Origin of the sequence: Pseudomonas shirazensis (assembly GCF_014268785.2) — a bacterium.
GTDB classification, from domain to species: domain Bacteria; phylum Pseudomonadota; class Gammaproteobacteria; order Pseudomonadales; family Pseudomonadaceae; genus Aquipseudomonas; species Aquipseudomonas shirazensis.
Genome location: NZ_JABWRD020000001.1, coordinates 582,942 through 597,335, shown reverse-complemented (window position 1 = coordinate 597,335; position 14,394 = coordinate 582,942). Strand labels below are relative to the sequence as shown.

General features: G+C 62.3%; 16 protein-coding genes. 12 read left to right on the top strand and 4 right to left on the bottom strand.

Going from position 1 to position 14,394, the window contains the following annotated elements:
* The first annotated feature begins 89 nt into the window (after positions 1–89).
* Complete coding sequence (locus tag HU736_RS02485; protein ID WP_186699784.1) at positions 90–488, top strand: GFA family protein; 399 nt, start codon at positions 90–92, stop codon at positions 486–488.
* Complete coding sequence (locus HU736_RS02480; RefSeq protein ID WP_186699782.1) at positions 485–937, top strand: GNAT family N-acetyltransferase; 453 nt, start codon at positions 485–487, stop codon at positions 935–937. The genes HU736_RS02485 and HU736_RS02480 overlap by 4 nt, the downstream gene beginning before the upstream one ends.
* 40 nt (positions 938–977) lie before the next feature.
* Here the strand turns inward: HU736_RS02480 and HU736_RS02475 are convergent, their stop codons facing one another.
* The gene (locus tag HU736_RS02475; RefSeq protein WP_103436996.1) at positions 978–1,490 is read right to left on the bottom strand and encodes an AAA family ATPase; all 513 of its coding nucleotides are present in this window, start codon (positions 1,488–1,490) and stop codon (positions 978–980) included.
* Positions 1,491–1,764: 274 nt separating this feature from the next.
* Here HU736_RS02475 and HU736_RS02470 point away from each other — a divergent pair, with 274 nt between their 5' ends.
* Complete coding sequence (locus HU736_RS02470) at positions 1,765–2,991, top strand: MFS transporter (RefSeq protein ID WP_186699933.1); 1,227 nt, start codon at positions 1,765–1,767, stop codon at positions 2,989–2,991.
* Here the strand turns inward: HU736_RS02470 and HU736_RS02465 are convergent.
* The gene (locus tag HU736_RS02465; RefSeq protein WP_186699780.1) at positions 2,960–3,298 is read right to left on the bottom strand and encodes a hypothetical protein; all 339 of its coding nucleotides are present in this window, start codon (positions 3,296–3,298) and stop codon (positions 2,960–2,962) included. The two genes, HU736_RS02470 and HU736_RS02465, sit on opposite strands and share 32 nt — an antisense overlap.
* A 74-nt stretch (positions 3,299–3,372) precedes the next feature.
* On the opposite strand from HU736_RS02465, the gene HU736_RS02460 reads away from it, so the two are divergent.
* The 5 genes from HU736_RS02460 (at position 3,373) to HU736_RS02440 (ending at position 9,247) form a co-directional block, all read left to right on the top strand.
* Entirely contained in the window at positions 3,373–4,170 is a 798-nt protein-coding gene (locus tag HU736_RS02460; RefSeq protein WP_186699778.1) for a class I SAM-dependent methyltransferase, read from the top strand.
* Positions 4,171–4,343: 173 nt separating this feature from the next.
* On the top strand, positions 4,344–5,057 hold the full coding sequence (locus tag HU736_RS02455) for an AraC family transcriptional regulator (RefSeq protein ID WP_103436993.1): 714 nt from the start codon (positions 4,344–4,346) through the stop codon (positions 5,055–5,057).
* A gap of 104 nt (positions 5,058–5,161) precedes the next feature.
* Positions 5,162–6,601 carry an efflux transporter outer membrane subunit gene (locus tag HU736_RS02450; protein ID WP_186699776.1) on the top strand — a complete coding sequence of 480 codons (1,440 nt, stop codon included), beginning with the start codon at positions 5,162–5,164 and terminating at the stop codon, positions 6,599–6,601.
* A complete protein-coding gene (locus HU736_RS02445; protein WP_186699774.1) occupies positions 6,598–7,743 on the top strand; it encodes an HlyD family secretion protein in 1,146 nt (381 codons plus the stop codon). The genes HU736_RS02450 and HU736_RS02445 overlap by 4 nt, the downstream gene beginning before the upstream one ends.
* Positions 7,733–9,247: a DHA2 family efflux MFS transporter permease subunit gene (locus HU736_RS02440; RefSeq protein ID WP_103436990.1), complete on the top strand. Its 1,515-nt coding sequence runs from the start codon at positions 7,733–7,735 to the stop codon at positions 9,245–9,247. The genes HU736_RS02445 and HU736_RS02440 overlap by 11 nt, the downstream gene beginning before the upstream one ends.
* Positions 9,248–9,249: 2 nt before the next feature.
* Here HU736_RS02440 and HU736_RS02435 read toward each other — a convergent pair whose 3' ends face one another.
* Positions 9,250–10,164, bottom strand: a complete 915-nt coding sequence (locus tag HU736_RS02435; RefSeq protein WP_186699772.1) for a LysR family transcriptional regulator — start codon at positions 10,162–10,164, stop codon at positions 9,250–9,252.
* A gap of 119 nt (positions 10,165–10,283) precedes the next feature.
* Here HU736_RS02435 and lysA point away from each other — a divergent pair, with 119 nt between their 5' ends.
* Complete coding sequence (gene lysA / locus HU736_RS02430; protein ID WP_186699770.1) at positions 10,284–11,516, top strand: diaminopimelate decarboxylase; 1,233 nt, start codon at positions 10,284–10,286, stop codon at positions 11,514–11,516.
* Between the two features lie 42 nt (positions 11,517–11,558).
* Here lysA and HU736_RS02425 read toward each other — a convergent pair whose 3' ends face one another.
* Positions 11,559–12,077 (bottom strand): cysteine hydrolase family protein, encoded by a 519-nt coding sequence (locus HU736_RS02425; protein ID WP_186699768.1) that lies wholly within the window; start codon positions 12,075–12,077, stop codon positions 11,559–11,561.
* A gap of 339 nt (positions 12,078–12,416) precedes the next feature.
* Here HU736_RS02425 and HU736_RS02420 point away from each other — a divergent pair, with 339 nt between their 5' ends.
* From HU736_RS02420 to HU736_RS02410, 3 genes are all read left to right on the top strand, one after another.
* A complete protein-coding gene (locus HU736_RS02420; RefSeq protein ID WP_186699765.1) occupies positions 12,417–13,010 on the top strand; it encodes a fasciclin domain-containing protein in 594 nt (197 codons plus the stop codon).
* A 124-nt stretch (positions 13,011–13,134) separates the two neighbouring features.
* On the top strand, positions 13,135–13,701 hold the full coding sequence (locus HU736_RS02415; RefSeq protein WP_340612914.1) for a sigma-70 family RNA polymerase sigma factor: 567 nt from the start codon (positions 13,135–13,137) through the stop codon (positions 13,699–13,701).
* The gene (locus HU736_RS02410; protein WP_186699761.1) at positions 13,698–14,372 is read left to right on the top strand and encodes an anti-sigma factor; all 675 of its coding nucleotides are present in this window, start codon (positions 13,698–13,700) and stop codon (positions 14,370–14,372) included. The genes HU736_RS02415 and HU736_RS02410 overlap by 4 nt, the downstream gene beginning before the upstream one ends.
* Positions 14,373–14,394 lie beyond the last annotated feature (22 nt).

Genomic DNA, 14,394 nt, shown 5'->3' with positions numbered 1-14,394 from the left:
GAAAGGATCGCGTAGCGGCCCCAATCCCCACGACTCGACCAGCCAATCACAATTGGCTACGCTGCCACTTCGCTCCCTTGGAGAAGCACATGACCGAAACCCATCGCGGCAGCTGCCTCTGCGGCGCCGTCAGCTACCAGCTACTCACGCCGGCAAAAGCCGTCAGCCACTGTTATTGCAGTCAATGCCGCAAAGGCCACGGCGCCGCATTCGCGTCATACGCCAGCGTGCCACGCGACGCGCTACGTATCCTCAGTGGCGAGTCGAGCATCAGGGCCTATGCATCATCAGCCACAGTGAAACGTGAATTCTGCAGCGAGTGCGGATCAACGCTGTTCTGGTCGCGCTCAACGGGTGAGTTCGCTGACTGGGTTTCGATTGCACTGGGCACACTCGACACACCGTTGCTGCCAGCCAAACAGAAACACGTTCATCTCGAGTCCGCAGCACCTTGGTACACCCCCAACTCAAGCCGGGGCATCGGATGACTTCTGTGATTCGACCGGCAACCGTGGCGGACGCAGCAGCAATCAGCGCGGTCGTGATTGGCGCATTGCGTGAGTCCAACGCCAGGGACTACTCAGCAGACATCATTGAACAGGTGCAACGCAGTTTTTCACCCGCAGCGGTCGAGCAACTGATTGCCTTGCGTGAGGTGTATGTCGCAACTCTGCAAGATCAGGTAGTAGCTACGGCGAGCCTGGATGGCGGTGTGGTGCGCAGTGTGTTTGTGAGCCCTGATTTTCAGCGCCGCGGGTTTGGGCAGCAATTGATGCGTAAACTTGAGGCAGTGGCGCAGGCCAGAGGCCTCGGCGTGTTGAGCGTGCCCTCGTCGATTACTGCTCAGGCATTTTATCAGCGCTTGGGCTTCAGCGAGGTTCGCGACGAATTTCACGGTTCCGAGCGCACGATCATCATGCAAAAGACGTTGCGATAGAGGCACAAGCGGCCCAACTTCCCGAGCGCAACGCGAATCCTTAGTCGAAGCTCGCCAAAAACGCCTGGGTATCTTGATCAGAACGCAAGCAAACCACCCGGCAACCCCGCGGTGCATCCGCCACCAACTGCTGCATCTTGCGCCGCGCCGACTGCCTGGTTTGCCACATGAAGCGGAAAAACTCAGGCAGATTGCCCAGCAACTCAGGGCAATCTGCCGGCAGGTCAGGCCGGGTTCGACCACGATTGAGCAACGTCCTTCGCAACACCCGCCAGAACCGCAGCGGAGTCGATCGGTCAATCCAGATCAACAGGTCAGCGCGCGCCAGCCGATTTTCCCAGGTCGCCGAATGCCCTCCTTCAAAGATCCACCGCTCACCCGCCTCGACCTCGCCGCACAGCCGGGTCTTCTCATCCCGGCTGCGCTCAACCCAGCCGGGCTGCCAGTGAATGGTGTCGATGTGCACGACCGGCAAACCAGTGCGTTCACCAAGCTGCCGCGCCAGAGTGCTTTTGCCCGAACCCGGCTGGCCAACAATCATCACCCGTTGCATCGAAGCTCCTTTTCACTGTGCGTGCTGAATCGAGGGGGCGCGATTGTAAGGGCGAGACAGGCACTGTCAATGCTGATCTGCCAGTTTCAGTCAAGAGACAAGCTCGCGCATGCCTGGCACTGGCAGCCGCTCTGTTCAGCACCTTTCATCGATACCACTGATGATTACTATCGAACCGCACGCCTGCCCGCTTGCCGCAGGCGACTTCTATAATGCCCGCCAATCCGCCCTCTCCCGCCTGCTCAAGGCGACCTCATCCTTGGAACCAAGCCTCATGCCAAGCGCCAGCCAGGCCCCTAGCGGCCTCCCTGAACACAATCAACAAAGCGTCGCACAGCAGTGGCTGGCGATCCTCTCGGTCGCCGTGGGCGCATTTGCCCTGGTTACCAGCGAGTTTCTGCCAGTGGGCGTGCTCAACGACGTCGCCCGCGACTTGGGCATCAGCGCCGGCCACGCCGGGCTGATGGTCACCGTGCCGGGCATCATGGCGGCCCTCGCTGCCCCGCTGCTGTCAGTCGGCATCGGCACTATGGACCGCCGTTACCTGCTCATCGGTCTGACCCTGATCATGATCATCGCCAACGCAGTTGTGGCTTACGCCAGCGACTTCAGCCTGCTGCTGTTCGGCCGCGTGCTGCTGGGCATCAGTATCGGTGGCTTTTGGGCCACCGCGATTGCCCTGAGTGGCCGCCTCGCGCCCAAGGGTGTCGGCGTGGCACAGGCGACCTCGATCATCATGGTCGGCGTAACCCTGGCCACCGTGCTCGGCGTGCCGGTCGGTACCTGGCTGAGCGGGCTGATGGGCTGGCGCATGACCTTCCTGGTGACCGCACTGGTGGGCATTCCGGTGCTACTGGCGCAGGTGCTTTTGCTACCGCGGCTCAATCCGGAAAAGGCCATCCGCGTCAGTGACCTACCGGCGTTGTTCATCAATCCGCAGGCGCGGATTGGCCTGATTGCCGTGTTGCTGATTGGCCTGGCGCACTTTGCGGCATACACCTACGTGGCGCCGTTCTTCAAACAGAATGCCGGCTTCGACGGGCCGACCATTGGCTCGCTGCTGTTGCTGTACGGCGTGGCCGGTGTGCTGGGCAATATCTTCGCCGGCTTTGCCGCCAACCGCAGCGTGCGTCATACCTTGATGCTGGTGGCTGTAATGATCGGTATCAGCACTGCACTGTTCCCCCACTTCGCCACCGGCATGACCGGCGCGGCCATCTTGATTGCGCTGTGGGGCTTCGCCTTCGGTGCGTTCCCGGCCTGCGCCAGCATCTGGATGTTCATCGTTGCACCCAGGGACGTCGAACGCGGCATGCCGCTGTTCGTGGCGATGTTCCAGGTGATCATTGCGCTGGGCTCGTTCTTTGGTGGGCAGATCGTCGATCAGCTGGGTACTGCAGCGTTGCTCAGCCTGGCAACCGCCTTGGTCGCCTGCGGCTTCATGACGGTGCTGGTGCTGGGCCGCAAGGTCAGCAACCGTCTTGCCGTGCAGCCCTGCTGAGCCCGCGATCAACTGAGCGGCCATGGCCTGAGGTCATCCAGAACTCATGGTAATGGCCGGGTTTGGGGGTGAACTGCGCGGTATTGAAGCAATACTCGCTGCGGTCCCCCTGCCATTTCATGTAGACCTCGGTCTTGAGGTCAGGCCGCACTGGAGTTTCATAGAAATCGAAGGTCAAGTCCTGGCCCGCCTTGGGCATGTTCATATCCTGCGTATGCACGAACGGCAATTCACCACGGGGGATCACGCCGCCCGTTTTCACAAAAATATCGATGTAGTCGCTAGCCAGTGAGTTTGTTGCTTGCACTAAGCCTTCCCCTAAGTGCTCACTAGGCAATCAGCCGGCCTGATCACCGGCATCTTCATGGAGTGAAGCCCAATATGCCGTCGTTCAAGCACATGATCAAAAGCAACCGCGATGCCTGGAACGCCTCTGCCGATGCGCATCGCAACAGTGCCACCTGGCAGAGCTTGTTGACGGAGGTTGCCAATGCGCAGTTCTCCTGCCTGGACCCGACACTCACGGCGCTGCTCAAGCAAGTAGACCTTCGCGGCAAACAGGTACTGCAGTTGGGCTGCAACAATGGCCGCGAAGCGCTCTCGCTGTATGCGCTAGGCGCCGAGCATGTGGTGGGCGTCGATCAGTCCGCCGCATTCCTGCAGCAAGCCCATGAACTCGCCGCAAGGTCGCCCCACGCTGTCGAGTTCATCGAAGCCGACATCCACCAGCTACCAGCCTCGGTGACCGCGCGCTTCGATGTGGTGCTGATCACCATCGGCGTGCTCAACTGGATGCCCGATCTGCCCGCGTTTTTCCGCCACGCCGCCAGCACGCTTAAGCCGGGCGGGACGCTGGCCATTTACGAAACTCACCCGTTTCTGGAGATGCTCGAACCTGAGTCCAGCGACCCCTGGCGCATCAGCGGCAGCTACTTCCAGACCGAGCCTGTGGTTGAGGACAAGGCCATTGTTTATGAGGGCCAGGGTGAGGCGAATGGGGTGACGTCGTATTGGCACATCCACCGCATGAGCGACATCGTTACCGCTGTGCTGCAAGCGTCGCTGCAACTGCAGGCGTTTACCGAGTACCCGCACTCGAACCGCGAAGAGCTCTATGACGTTTATGAGAGCAACGAGCTGCAGGTGCCGATGTGTTACACCTTGCTGGCTGTGAAATAGCTGCAATCGCAAACAGGAACAAGCGCACGCTAATTGCGATAAAAAGCAAACAACAACCGATAAACTCTTTAAAAAAGCAAGATCCAAGCAGAATAAATCTCCTAACAGTAACATGTTGCAATAAATCGCCACCAGCCAGCGGTATAATCAGATCCCGTCAAACGGAGCGATCCATGCAAACGCTGGGAAGGGATTATCAACACGGCGAGCACGTTGCCCATCACTGCCACGGCGAAGACCAGCTGATCTACGCCGCCAGCGGCATCATGCGTGTCAGCAGTAACAGCGGTAACTACGTCATCCCCGGCGGGCATGCCCTGTGGGTACCGGCCGGGGTCAACCACGCGATCACCATGCAAGGCCAGGTGCGCATGCGCACGCTGCTGCTTGAAGCGCACATCGACCGCTGTCAGGTGATCGTCGTTTCCGGCTTGCTGCGCGAATTGATTCTGGCCGCGTCACACTTGCCCGACCGGCAGGACGGCGAGCACATCCGCGCCCTGATCAAACACGAACTGGCCAACGCGGCCCACCTCGATGCCTTCGTAGCGATGCCGCAGCATGCGCGGCTGCGAGCGTGGTGCGAGCGCTTTCTCGACAACCCGGCCCAAGACCTCACCCTGGAGCAATGCGGCACGCAGCTCAACCTCAGTGCCCGCAGCGTGGCGCGGTTGTTTCAGCGGGAAGTGGGCATGTCCTATGGCGAATGGCGGACTCGCGCGCGGGTCATGCTCAGCCAGCAGAAGCTCGCCGAGGGCAAGCCGATCCTGACGGTGGCGCTGGAGCACGGTTACGAAAGCGCCAGCGCCTTTGCGGCCATGTTCAAGCGCACGCTCGGTCAGGCGCCGAGCGATTGGCAGTTGCGCCTGCTGGGCAGCAGCGACTAGGCAGCAGGTTGTCCCGTTTGCACGCATGGTTGGCGCGCTTGCGGCAGCGGCGCAGCCGGCGCGCTGAGTAACCTCGCATCACAGCCCCTGATGCGACATTTGTGATGCCTTTACGCCAATCCTCCCCCCGCCCTACCCGGCTTGCCTTGGCCATGCTCTGTGCGCTGACTGCCTGCACCCGGCAACCTGTGCCCGCGCCGCCACCCTTGCAGATTGATGCCCTGGCCAGCGTGCCCATCGGTACCAGCAGGCAGGCCCTGCCCGAGGACTGGTGGCGGCTGTTCAATGATCCGCAACTTGACCGCTGGGTACAGCGCGCCCTGGCGCGTAATCAGGACCTGGCCCAGGCCAAAGCCAACGTACAGGCGATGCTGGCGGGCATTGCCGAGTTCGACGCCCAACGCTGGCCCGCCACTGCACTTGGCCTGGCAGCTACCTACGGTAAAACTGCTGATGATCAGACCCTGGCCAAAGCCACCGACAGCCACGCCTCGGCGCAGTGGCAACTCAATCCGGGCATCGAGCTGGCCTATCAGGTCGATATCTGGGGGCAGGTACGCGCTGCCATCGAGCGCGCCGCAGTGCAGGCCGACGCCAGCGCCTCAGCACTGGACCTGGTGCGCCTGAATGTCGTCACTCAAACCAGCCGCGCCTACGTCCAGCACTGCACCTACAGCGCCCGTCTGAAGCAGACCAGGCAATCCCTGCACAGCCTTGAGCACAGCGTGCAACTCAGCCAACGTCAGCAGCAAGCGGGCATCGCCACCGAGCTGGACCGTGAGCGCCTGCTCGCACTGCAAGAGCAGCTGCGCGCCGAATTGCCGTTGCTCGAAGCGCACCGGCAGATGGCCCTGTATGAGCTGAACATGCTCAGCGGCCAGGCTGCGCCGGCAGCGGCCATAACCTGCGACAGCCCGCCCACGCTGGCGGCTGCGCTGCCGCTCGGCGATGGCTGGCAGCTGCTGGAACGCCGCCCGGATGTGCGCCAGGCCGAGCGTGAGCTGCGCGCCGCCGGGCTGGACGTCGAGATCGTCACCGCCGACCTCTACCCCAAGGTCAGCTTTGGCGCTTCGCTGACGGCTGCCGACCAACACCTCGGTCACCTCGGCGACAGCCGCGCGGTGATGTTCGGCATCGGCCCGCTGATCACCTGGCAGTTCCCCAACGTGCGCGCCAACCGCGCCCGAGTGCGCAAGGCCGAAGCCTTGCAGCAGGCCCAACGGGCTCATTACCAAGGCGTCGCGCTGGCCGCATTGAAGGATGTGCGCCAGGCCCTCGCTCGCTTCGACGGTGAGCGGCAAAGCCTGCTGGCCGTTACCGCCGCGCTGGAGCACGGTCAACGAGCGCATGCGCTGGCCGACTTCAGTTACCGCGCCGGCGCCCTTGATGGCCTGGCGTTGCTTGACAGCGAACGCGAGCTGATAGGCCTGCGCGCTCGCCAGGTCGACGCCCAAGGTCGTCTCGCCCAGGCCCAGATCAACCTGTTGCGCGCCCTCGGCGGCCGCTGGCAGGCATCCATCAGTAAAACCGGAACCCAACCATGAACAGTGCCGTACAACCCACCGTGCCCAACGCTGCCGAGCAGCGCAGTAAAACCACAACCCGGCGGCGCCTGGCGCTGACGGTAGCGCTCGCCGTGACCGTGGTCGCGCTGCTGGCGCTGGCCAGTTATTGGTGGGCCACAGGCCGCTATCTGCAGAGCACCGATGACGCCTACATCAAGGCTGACTGGGTGGCGCTGAGTTCGCGCGTGGCGGGCAATGTGGCGGCTGTTGAAGTCGAAGACGACCAACCGGTCCAGGCCGGAGACGTGCTGGTACGCCTGCACGATCGCGACTACAACGCTCGCCTTGATCAGGCACGGGCCGGAGTTGCCCAGGCGCAGGCGGCACTGCTCGCAGCCGCTGCCAGCCAGCAACTGGCGGCCGAGCGGATCACCCTGCAACGCCAGGCCATCCTCCAGGCGCAGGCCGCCCTGCGCAGCGCCAAGGCCGAAGCACGCCGCAGCCAGCTCGATATCCAGCGTTATCGCGAACTGGTGCGTGACCACGCCGCCACCGCGCAACGGCTGGAAACCGCCACCAGCCAGGCCAGCCAGGCGCAAGCGGCCGAGCAAGGCGCCCAGGCTGCACTGCAGCAACAGCAATCGCAACTGAACATGGCCAAACTGCGCGCCGCGCAGGTCGATGCCGAACTCAAGCAGTGCCAAGCGACCCTTTCCCGCGCCCAAGCCCAACAACAGCTGGCCGAGCAGGATCAACAAGACACCGTGATTCGCGCCCCGATCGCCGGAGTGGTCGGCCAACGCCGGGTTCGCGCCGGGCAATATGTGCTGCCAGGCCAGCCGCTGCTGGCAGTGGTGCCGTTGCAGCAGGCCTACGTCGTGGCCAACTACAAGGAAACCCAGCTGGAGCACATGCGCCCGGGCCAGCCGGTACGTATCGCGGTCGACAGCTTTTCCGATCACGACCTGCGAGGGCATGTAGCGAGCTTGTCGCCGGCCTCCGGCAATGTCTTCGCGCTGCTCCCGTCCGATAACGCTACCGGCAACTTCACCAAGATCGTGCAGCGCTTCCCGGTACGCATCCTGCTCGATCAACCGTTGCCGGATCTGCCGCTCCTGCCCGGCATGTCGGTTGTGACACGGGTCGACACGCGCCCAGGGGCAAGCACCGATGAGCACTGAGCAATCAGTATCGTTGCGTGCCTGGGTGGCAGTGCTGGCGGGGCTGTTCGGCTGCTTCATGGCCGGCATGAACGTACACGTCACCAGCGCGGCGCTGCCCGAGATCCGAGGTTCACTGGGGGCCAGCTTTGAAGAAGGCTCATGGATATCCACGGCCTATCTGGTCGCAGAAATCGTGATGATCCCGCTGACCGCCTGGCTGGTCGAAGTGTTCTCCCTGCGCCGAGTGATGTGGACCGGTTCGTTTATCTTTCTGCTCGCCTCGGTAGCCTGCTCGGCGGCACCCAATCTGGAGACGATGATTTTCATCCGGGTCATTCAAGGCGCGGCTGGCGCGGTGCTGATTCCGCTGTCGTTCCAGCTGATCATCACCGAGCTACCGGCGCGCAAGATGGCCATGGGCATGGCCCTGTTCAGCCTGGCCAACAGCGTCGCCCAAGCCGCCGGCCCGTCGCTGGGCGGCTGGCTCACCGACGCCTTTTCGTGGCGCTGGATCTTCTACCTGCAACTGGTGCCGGGTATTGCCTTGCTGCTCGCCATCGCCTGGTCGATCGAAGCCAAACCGATGCAGCTGGCGCGGCTGCGCCAAGGCGACTGGCTGGGCATCGCCGCCATGGTCATCGGCCTGGGCGGGTTGCAGATCGTGCTGGAAGAAGGCGGCCGCCTGGACTGGTTCAGCTCGCCGTTGATTGCCGGCCTCAGCCTGATTGCCGCCATTGCGCTGGTGCTGTTCGTGGCGACCCAGCTGTTTGGCTCACGTGCCTTCATCAATCTGCGTCTGCTCGGCCACTACAACTTCGGCGTGGCCAGCGCGGCAATGTTCATCTTTGGCGCGGCAACCTTTGGCCTGGTCTTTCTGGTGCCCAACTATCTGTCGCAGCTGCAGGGTTTCAGCGCCCATCAGGTCGGCGTAGCGCTGATTGCCTACGGCGTGGTGCAACTGCTGCTGGCGCCCCTGATGCCACGCTTGATGGGCTGGACCAGTGCCAAGTTCATGGTCGCCAGCGGTTTTTTGATCATGGCGCTGGGCTGCTGGTTGGGCGCGTGGCTGAGCGCCGATGCCGGCAACAACGTGATCATTCCCTCGACCGTGGTGCGCGGCATTGGTCAGCCGTTCATCATGGTGGCGTTGTCAGTGCTGGCCGTCGCTGGCCTGGACAAGCGCCAGGCCGGCTCTGCCTCAGCGGTTTTTTCCATGCTGCGCAACCTCGGCGGGGCCATCGGTACGGCGGGGTTGACGCAGATCGTCGCCAGCCGCGAACGGGTGCATAGCGAGCGCTTGCATGAGCATGTCACGCTGTTCTCGCCCGCCCTCCAGGAGCGTATCGGCCAACCGATGCAGAGCTGGCTGCTGCAGCAGCAACAGCTGCTCGAAGGGCTGGCCGGGACGATCCGCCGCGAGGCCTACCTGATGGCCTACAGCGATGCATTCTATGTCTCGTGCCTGGCGCTTACGGCCTGCGCACTCGCGGCCCTGCTGCTGCGCTCGGAACGCGCAAAGTAAATTTACAGCCCCGTAGCCAAGGCCTCACTCAGCTTGCGCGCTTGCGCCCGCAGCGCCTGGCAAAAGCGATCGACCGCCGCCGAGCCAGGGCGGTGGTCTGGGCGAACCAACATCACCTTGTAGGGTACGCAGACACTCAGCCTGCGTATCGACAGGCCACTGCGCGCAGCGTCCAGGCCACTTAGCGGATTGATGACCGCTACGCCCAACCCTTGCCTGACCATCGCGCATACCGAGGCGGCATTGGTCGTCTCGATGACGGTGCGCCGGTTGACGCCTGCCGCGCTGAAATGCTGATCCAGCTGCTGGCGATAGGTATCCAGGCTGGAGAGGTTGATGAAATCAACCTGGTGAAAGTCGCTGAGCTCAAGCTGGCGCTTGTCGAGCAACGGGTGCTGATCCGGCAATAGGCAGACCATGCTTGCGCTGAACAACAACTCAGCGACGGTCCCGTGTGGCGTTTGCTCGACCTCGGTAAGCCCAAGGTCATGCTGTTGTGCAATCAGAGACTCTTCCAGCAGTGGCGACTCTTGCGCTTCGATCCGCACGCTCACGCCGGGGTAGTGTTGATGAAAGCTTTGGCACACCTCTGGCAGTAACGTCTGCGAAAACAGTGGCAGGCAAGTGATCGCCAACCTGCCCTGCTCAAAGTTGCGAATGGCCTGGGCACAGCGATCGATACGCTCCAGAGCGATGTACGACCGCTCCACTTCCTCCAGCAGCAGCAACGCCTGCGCCGTCGGCTTCAAGCGTCCTGCTTCGCGGTCAAACAGACTCAACCCCACCAGTTGTTCGAACCTCGCCAGCTCACGGCTGACGGTAGGTTGCGAGGTGAACAGCAGGCGTGCAGCCCCGGTCACGCTGCCGGCTGACATGATGGCGCGAAAGATCTCGATATGACGAAAGGTAAGCTTCACAGCGGCACCGACGCAGCAGAATTGCCATATCAGATATGAATTGCTGACACATAAAAAGCTATTTTTATAAATACGTCACTTACCGCAACCTTGGACCCCTCCCGTACAAGGATTACCCCATGCCTGAATCCGCCCCATTCCACTTGCTGACCAGCGCAGTTCGCCGCCATGGCTCGCCGTTGTGGGTCTACGACGCAAACACCATCAACGCCAGGATCGACCAGTTGCAAGGCTTCGATCTGGTTCGCTATGCGCAAAAAGCCAACCCGAATCTGCATATCCTGCGCCTGATGCGCGCGCGAGGCCTGGCCCTGGATGCGGTATCACTGGGCGAAATCGAACGGGCCCTGGCTGTAGGCGCCACGCTTGATCGGCAGCCAGCAGAGCTGGTGCTGACCAGCGATGTGCTGGATCGCGCGACGCTGGCGCGGGTGGTCGAAGCGGGCATCGAGGTCAATGCGGGCTCGATCGACATGCTGCGTCAGTTGGGCGAATGCTCCCCCGGGCACCGGGTGTGGCTGCGGATCAACCCGGGCTTCGGCCACGGCCACAGCCGCAAGACCAACACCGGCGGCGAAAACAGCAAGCATGGCATCTGGCACGAGCAACTCGGCGAGGCTCTCGACTGCATCCGCGCCCACGGTCTGCACCTGGTGGGCCTGCACATGCACATCGGCTCAGGTGTGGATTATGCGCACCTGGAGCAGGTTGCCCAGGCGATGGTCGAGTTGGTCGACCGGCTGGACATGGATATCGAGGCGTTCTCCATCGGCGGCGGGTTATCGGTACCGTACCGGGACGGTGACAGCCCGGTCGACATCCAGCGCTATGCCCGGACCTGGGCGGCGGCTAAAAGCCAGATCGAAACAATGCTTGGCCATGAGGTGCACATGGAGATCGAGCCCGGGCGGTTCTTGCTTGCCGAGTCGGGCTACCTGGTGACCGAGGTGCGTGCAGTCAAGCAGATGGGCGGCAACCGCTTCATCATGGTCGACGCCGGCTTCAACGATTTGCTGCGCCCGGCGTTGTATGGCAGTTATCACCGGATGACTGTGCTGGATGCCGACGGCAATCCAGTCGAGCGCCCGTTGCAATTGACTCAGGTGGCTGGGCCGCTGTGCGAGTCAGGCGATGTTTTCACCCAGGACGAGCACGGGCTGGCGGCGCAGTTGTTGCCCCAGGCCTGTGTCGGCGACCTGCTGGTGATCCACGACGCAGGGGCCTACGGCGCCTCCATGTCGTCGAACTACAACAGTCGGCCGTTGTTGCCCGAAGTGCTGATCGAGGATGGCGATATTCGTCTGATCAGACGGCGACAAACCATCCAGGCGCTATTGGATCTGGAACTGTAAGGCCCACGCTGATCGACTCGGGCCGAGCCGATCAGCGTGATTTCAGAAGCGCCACTCCTCAGCGGGCACCACGCGGCAAAATGCACCGGCCAGCGTTGCATTGTGATGAGCGACGATGGCCTCGGCACCGAGCGCGGGGGTGTCGGAGCAGGTATGACCGTCGGCAATCAGCACTGCATCAAAGCCACTGTCGCGAGCCGCCCGACACGTGCTGTCTACGCAATACTGGGTTTTCATCCCGGTCACGATCACGCCTTCACAGCCATGTTCACGCAGTTGCTCGGCTAGATCGGTGTGGGTAAAGGCGCTGGGCCGGCGCTTCTCGAAGATCACTTCGTCACCCTGCAACTGCAACTGCGGGATGATCTGCGTCAGTGGACTACCCGGCTCTATTGCAGTCCCTGCTGGCCCCACATGGCGGGCGAGAAAGACAGGCGCGCCCTTGTCTCGAGCCTGCTCCATGAGCACGTTCAAATTATCGATGACCTGCCCGATGCGCCACGGCTTGTCCGGCCCATGCACCAGTCCAACCTGCATGTCGAGAATCAGAAGTGCATACATGCTCGTATCCTTACGTCAGTGATAAAAATCAGGGCAAAAAAAAAGACCCGATCCATTGCTGGCGGGTCTTTGGGGGCGCTGTTCGATCAACTCACGCAGGCACCCTCGACCCGTCACTGGTGGTCGTGGTGGTGGTAGTCGAAGTGCTGCGCAGTGTGCTCATGACAACGACGTTAACCGCCAGCCCTCTGTTTAGCAAGCCGCCTCGCCAGAACACCGCGCTTGCCCCGCCCGCCCAAAAAATAAAAGTCGCCCTTACTGCATCCAACTCACCGGCCCGCGCGTATATCAAGCACGGACAGACCTTCCTGGCCGATACCTCCTGCAAGGATCACCACCATGAAACGCACTGCATTGAAAACGCAGCTGGTCGCCAGCCTGCTGACGCTCGCCTTCGCCGGTAATTTCACCATCAGTACCGCGCAAGCGGCGAGCATGAACCAGGACAGCGTCATGGTGGGCGGCCAGAGCATGTTGCCGAGCAAGGACATCATCGACAACGCGGTGAACTCTGCAGATCACACTACGCTGGTCGCCGCAGTGAAAGCGGCAGGGCTAGTCGACACCCTCAAAGGCAAAGGCCCGTTCACCGTATTCGCGCCGGTCAACTCAGCCTTCGCGGCATTGCCCGCGGGCACTGTCGATACGCTGCTGAAACCGGAAAACAAGGCCAGCCTGAGTAAACTGCTCACCTATCACGTCGTTGCCGGCAAGCTCGACATGGCTGCCCTTGCCGCCAAGATCAAGGCGGGCGGCGGCAAAGCCGAACTGACCACCGTGGCGGGCGGCACGTTGTGGGCGATGATGAACGGGCCGCACAACATCACCCTCAAGGATGAAAAGGGTGACGTGGCCGACATCACCACCTACGACGTGTACCAGTCCAACGGCGTGATCCAGGTTATCGACAAGGTCCTGATGCCCAAAGGCTGAGCCCTGCCGCCGCGCCAACGGACGAGGTGCGGCGGTATTGGCCAGGCGCCGCTCAGTGAATGGCCCGTCCCCATTTCCTACACTATTCTCTGACTGCAATCGAAGCCTCGCATCAGTCAACCCGATTGCCTGGAGAACAGCTATCTCAATCGCCGAAAGTGACCAGTTGGCGCAGCTCCTGGCATCCACTGCGCTGGGCGACCGACGTGCCTTCGAAACGCTCTATCGCAGTGTCAGCCCGCGCTTGCACGGGATTGCCCTGCGCTTCATGGGGCGCGGCGATCTGGCTGAAGACGTGCTGCAGGAGAGTTTCGTGCGCATCTGGCATAACGCCTCCCGCTACCAGATGCACCTTTGCGCGCCAATGACCTGGATGATCAACATCACCCGCAATCAGGCCGTGGATCACCTGCGCAAGCAGCGTGAACGCTCCCTGACCGATGTCGAAGCGCAGCTGCTGGAGGATCAAAGCCCTTCCGCGCATGAGCAATTGAGCACTGCCCGCGAGGCTGGCGCGCTGAACCGTTGCCTGGACACGCTTGAAGGCATGCAACGCCAGTCGATCGCCGTCGCGTATTTCCAGGGTTTGTCCTGTGCCGAACTCGCCGTCCACCTCAAAGCTCCATTGGGCTCGGTCAAGTCGTGGATCCGCCGCGGTATGGAGCGCCTGCGCAGGTGCCTTGAATCATGAACTATCAAACCCCTGCCCTGCGCCGTGCCTTGGCTGGCGACTACGCCGTCGGTTTGATGCCGGCGTTGGCGCAGCGGCGCTTTGAACGGCTGTTGCTTGAGGACAAGGCACTGCGTGCAGAGCTTGCCCAGTGGCAAACCTGCCTGGCCAGCATGACCGAGACTATCCCAGAGTCGCCCGTTGCAGAGCATGTCTGGCAGCGGATCAAGGCACGCATCGAACCGCAGCCGGTCACTGAACCAGCTAAACGCGGGTGGTGGAACGGGCTGCGTATCGGCGTGGTGGCTTGTGCGCTGGCGGTGGCCGTGGTGTTTGGTGTGATCTACAACCAGGACGACAGCCGCTACCGCGCCACCCTGCTGAGTGACACTGCGCAGGCTGTGTTCCGGATTGACGCTGGTGCAGACCAGTTGCACATCGAAGCGCTGGCACTGACTGCAATTACCCCGGCGCACAGCCTGCAACTCTGGGCGATCGCTGCGGGCAGCAAGCCTGTCTCGCTCGGGTTGATCGCCGAGACTGGCCGCAGCACGCTCAAGCTTGATAAGGCCCAGAGCCGGTTGCTCGGCAAGGCCGTGGTGTTGGCGATCAGCCTTGAACCGAAAGGCGGCTCGCCGACCGGTCAACCGACCGGGCCGGTGCTGTACAGAGGTGCGCTGGCGGATCTGTAAGCCAGACCCGCCACTGGCCCGG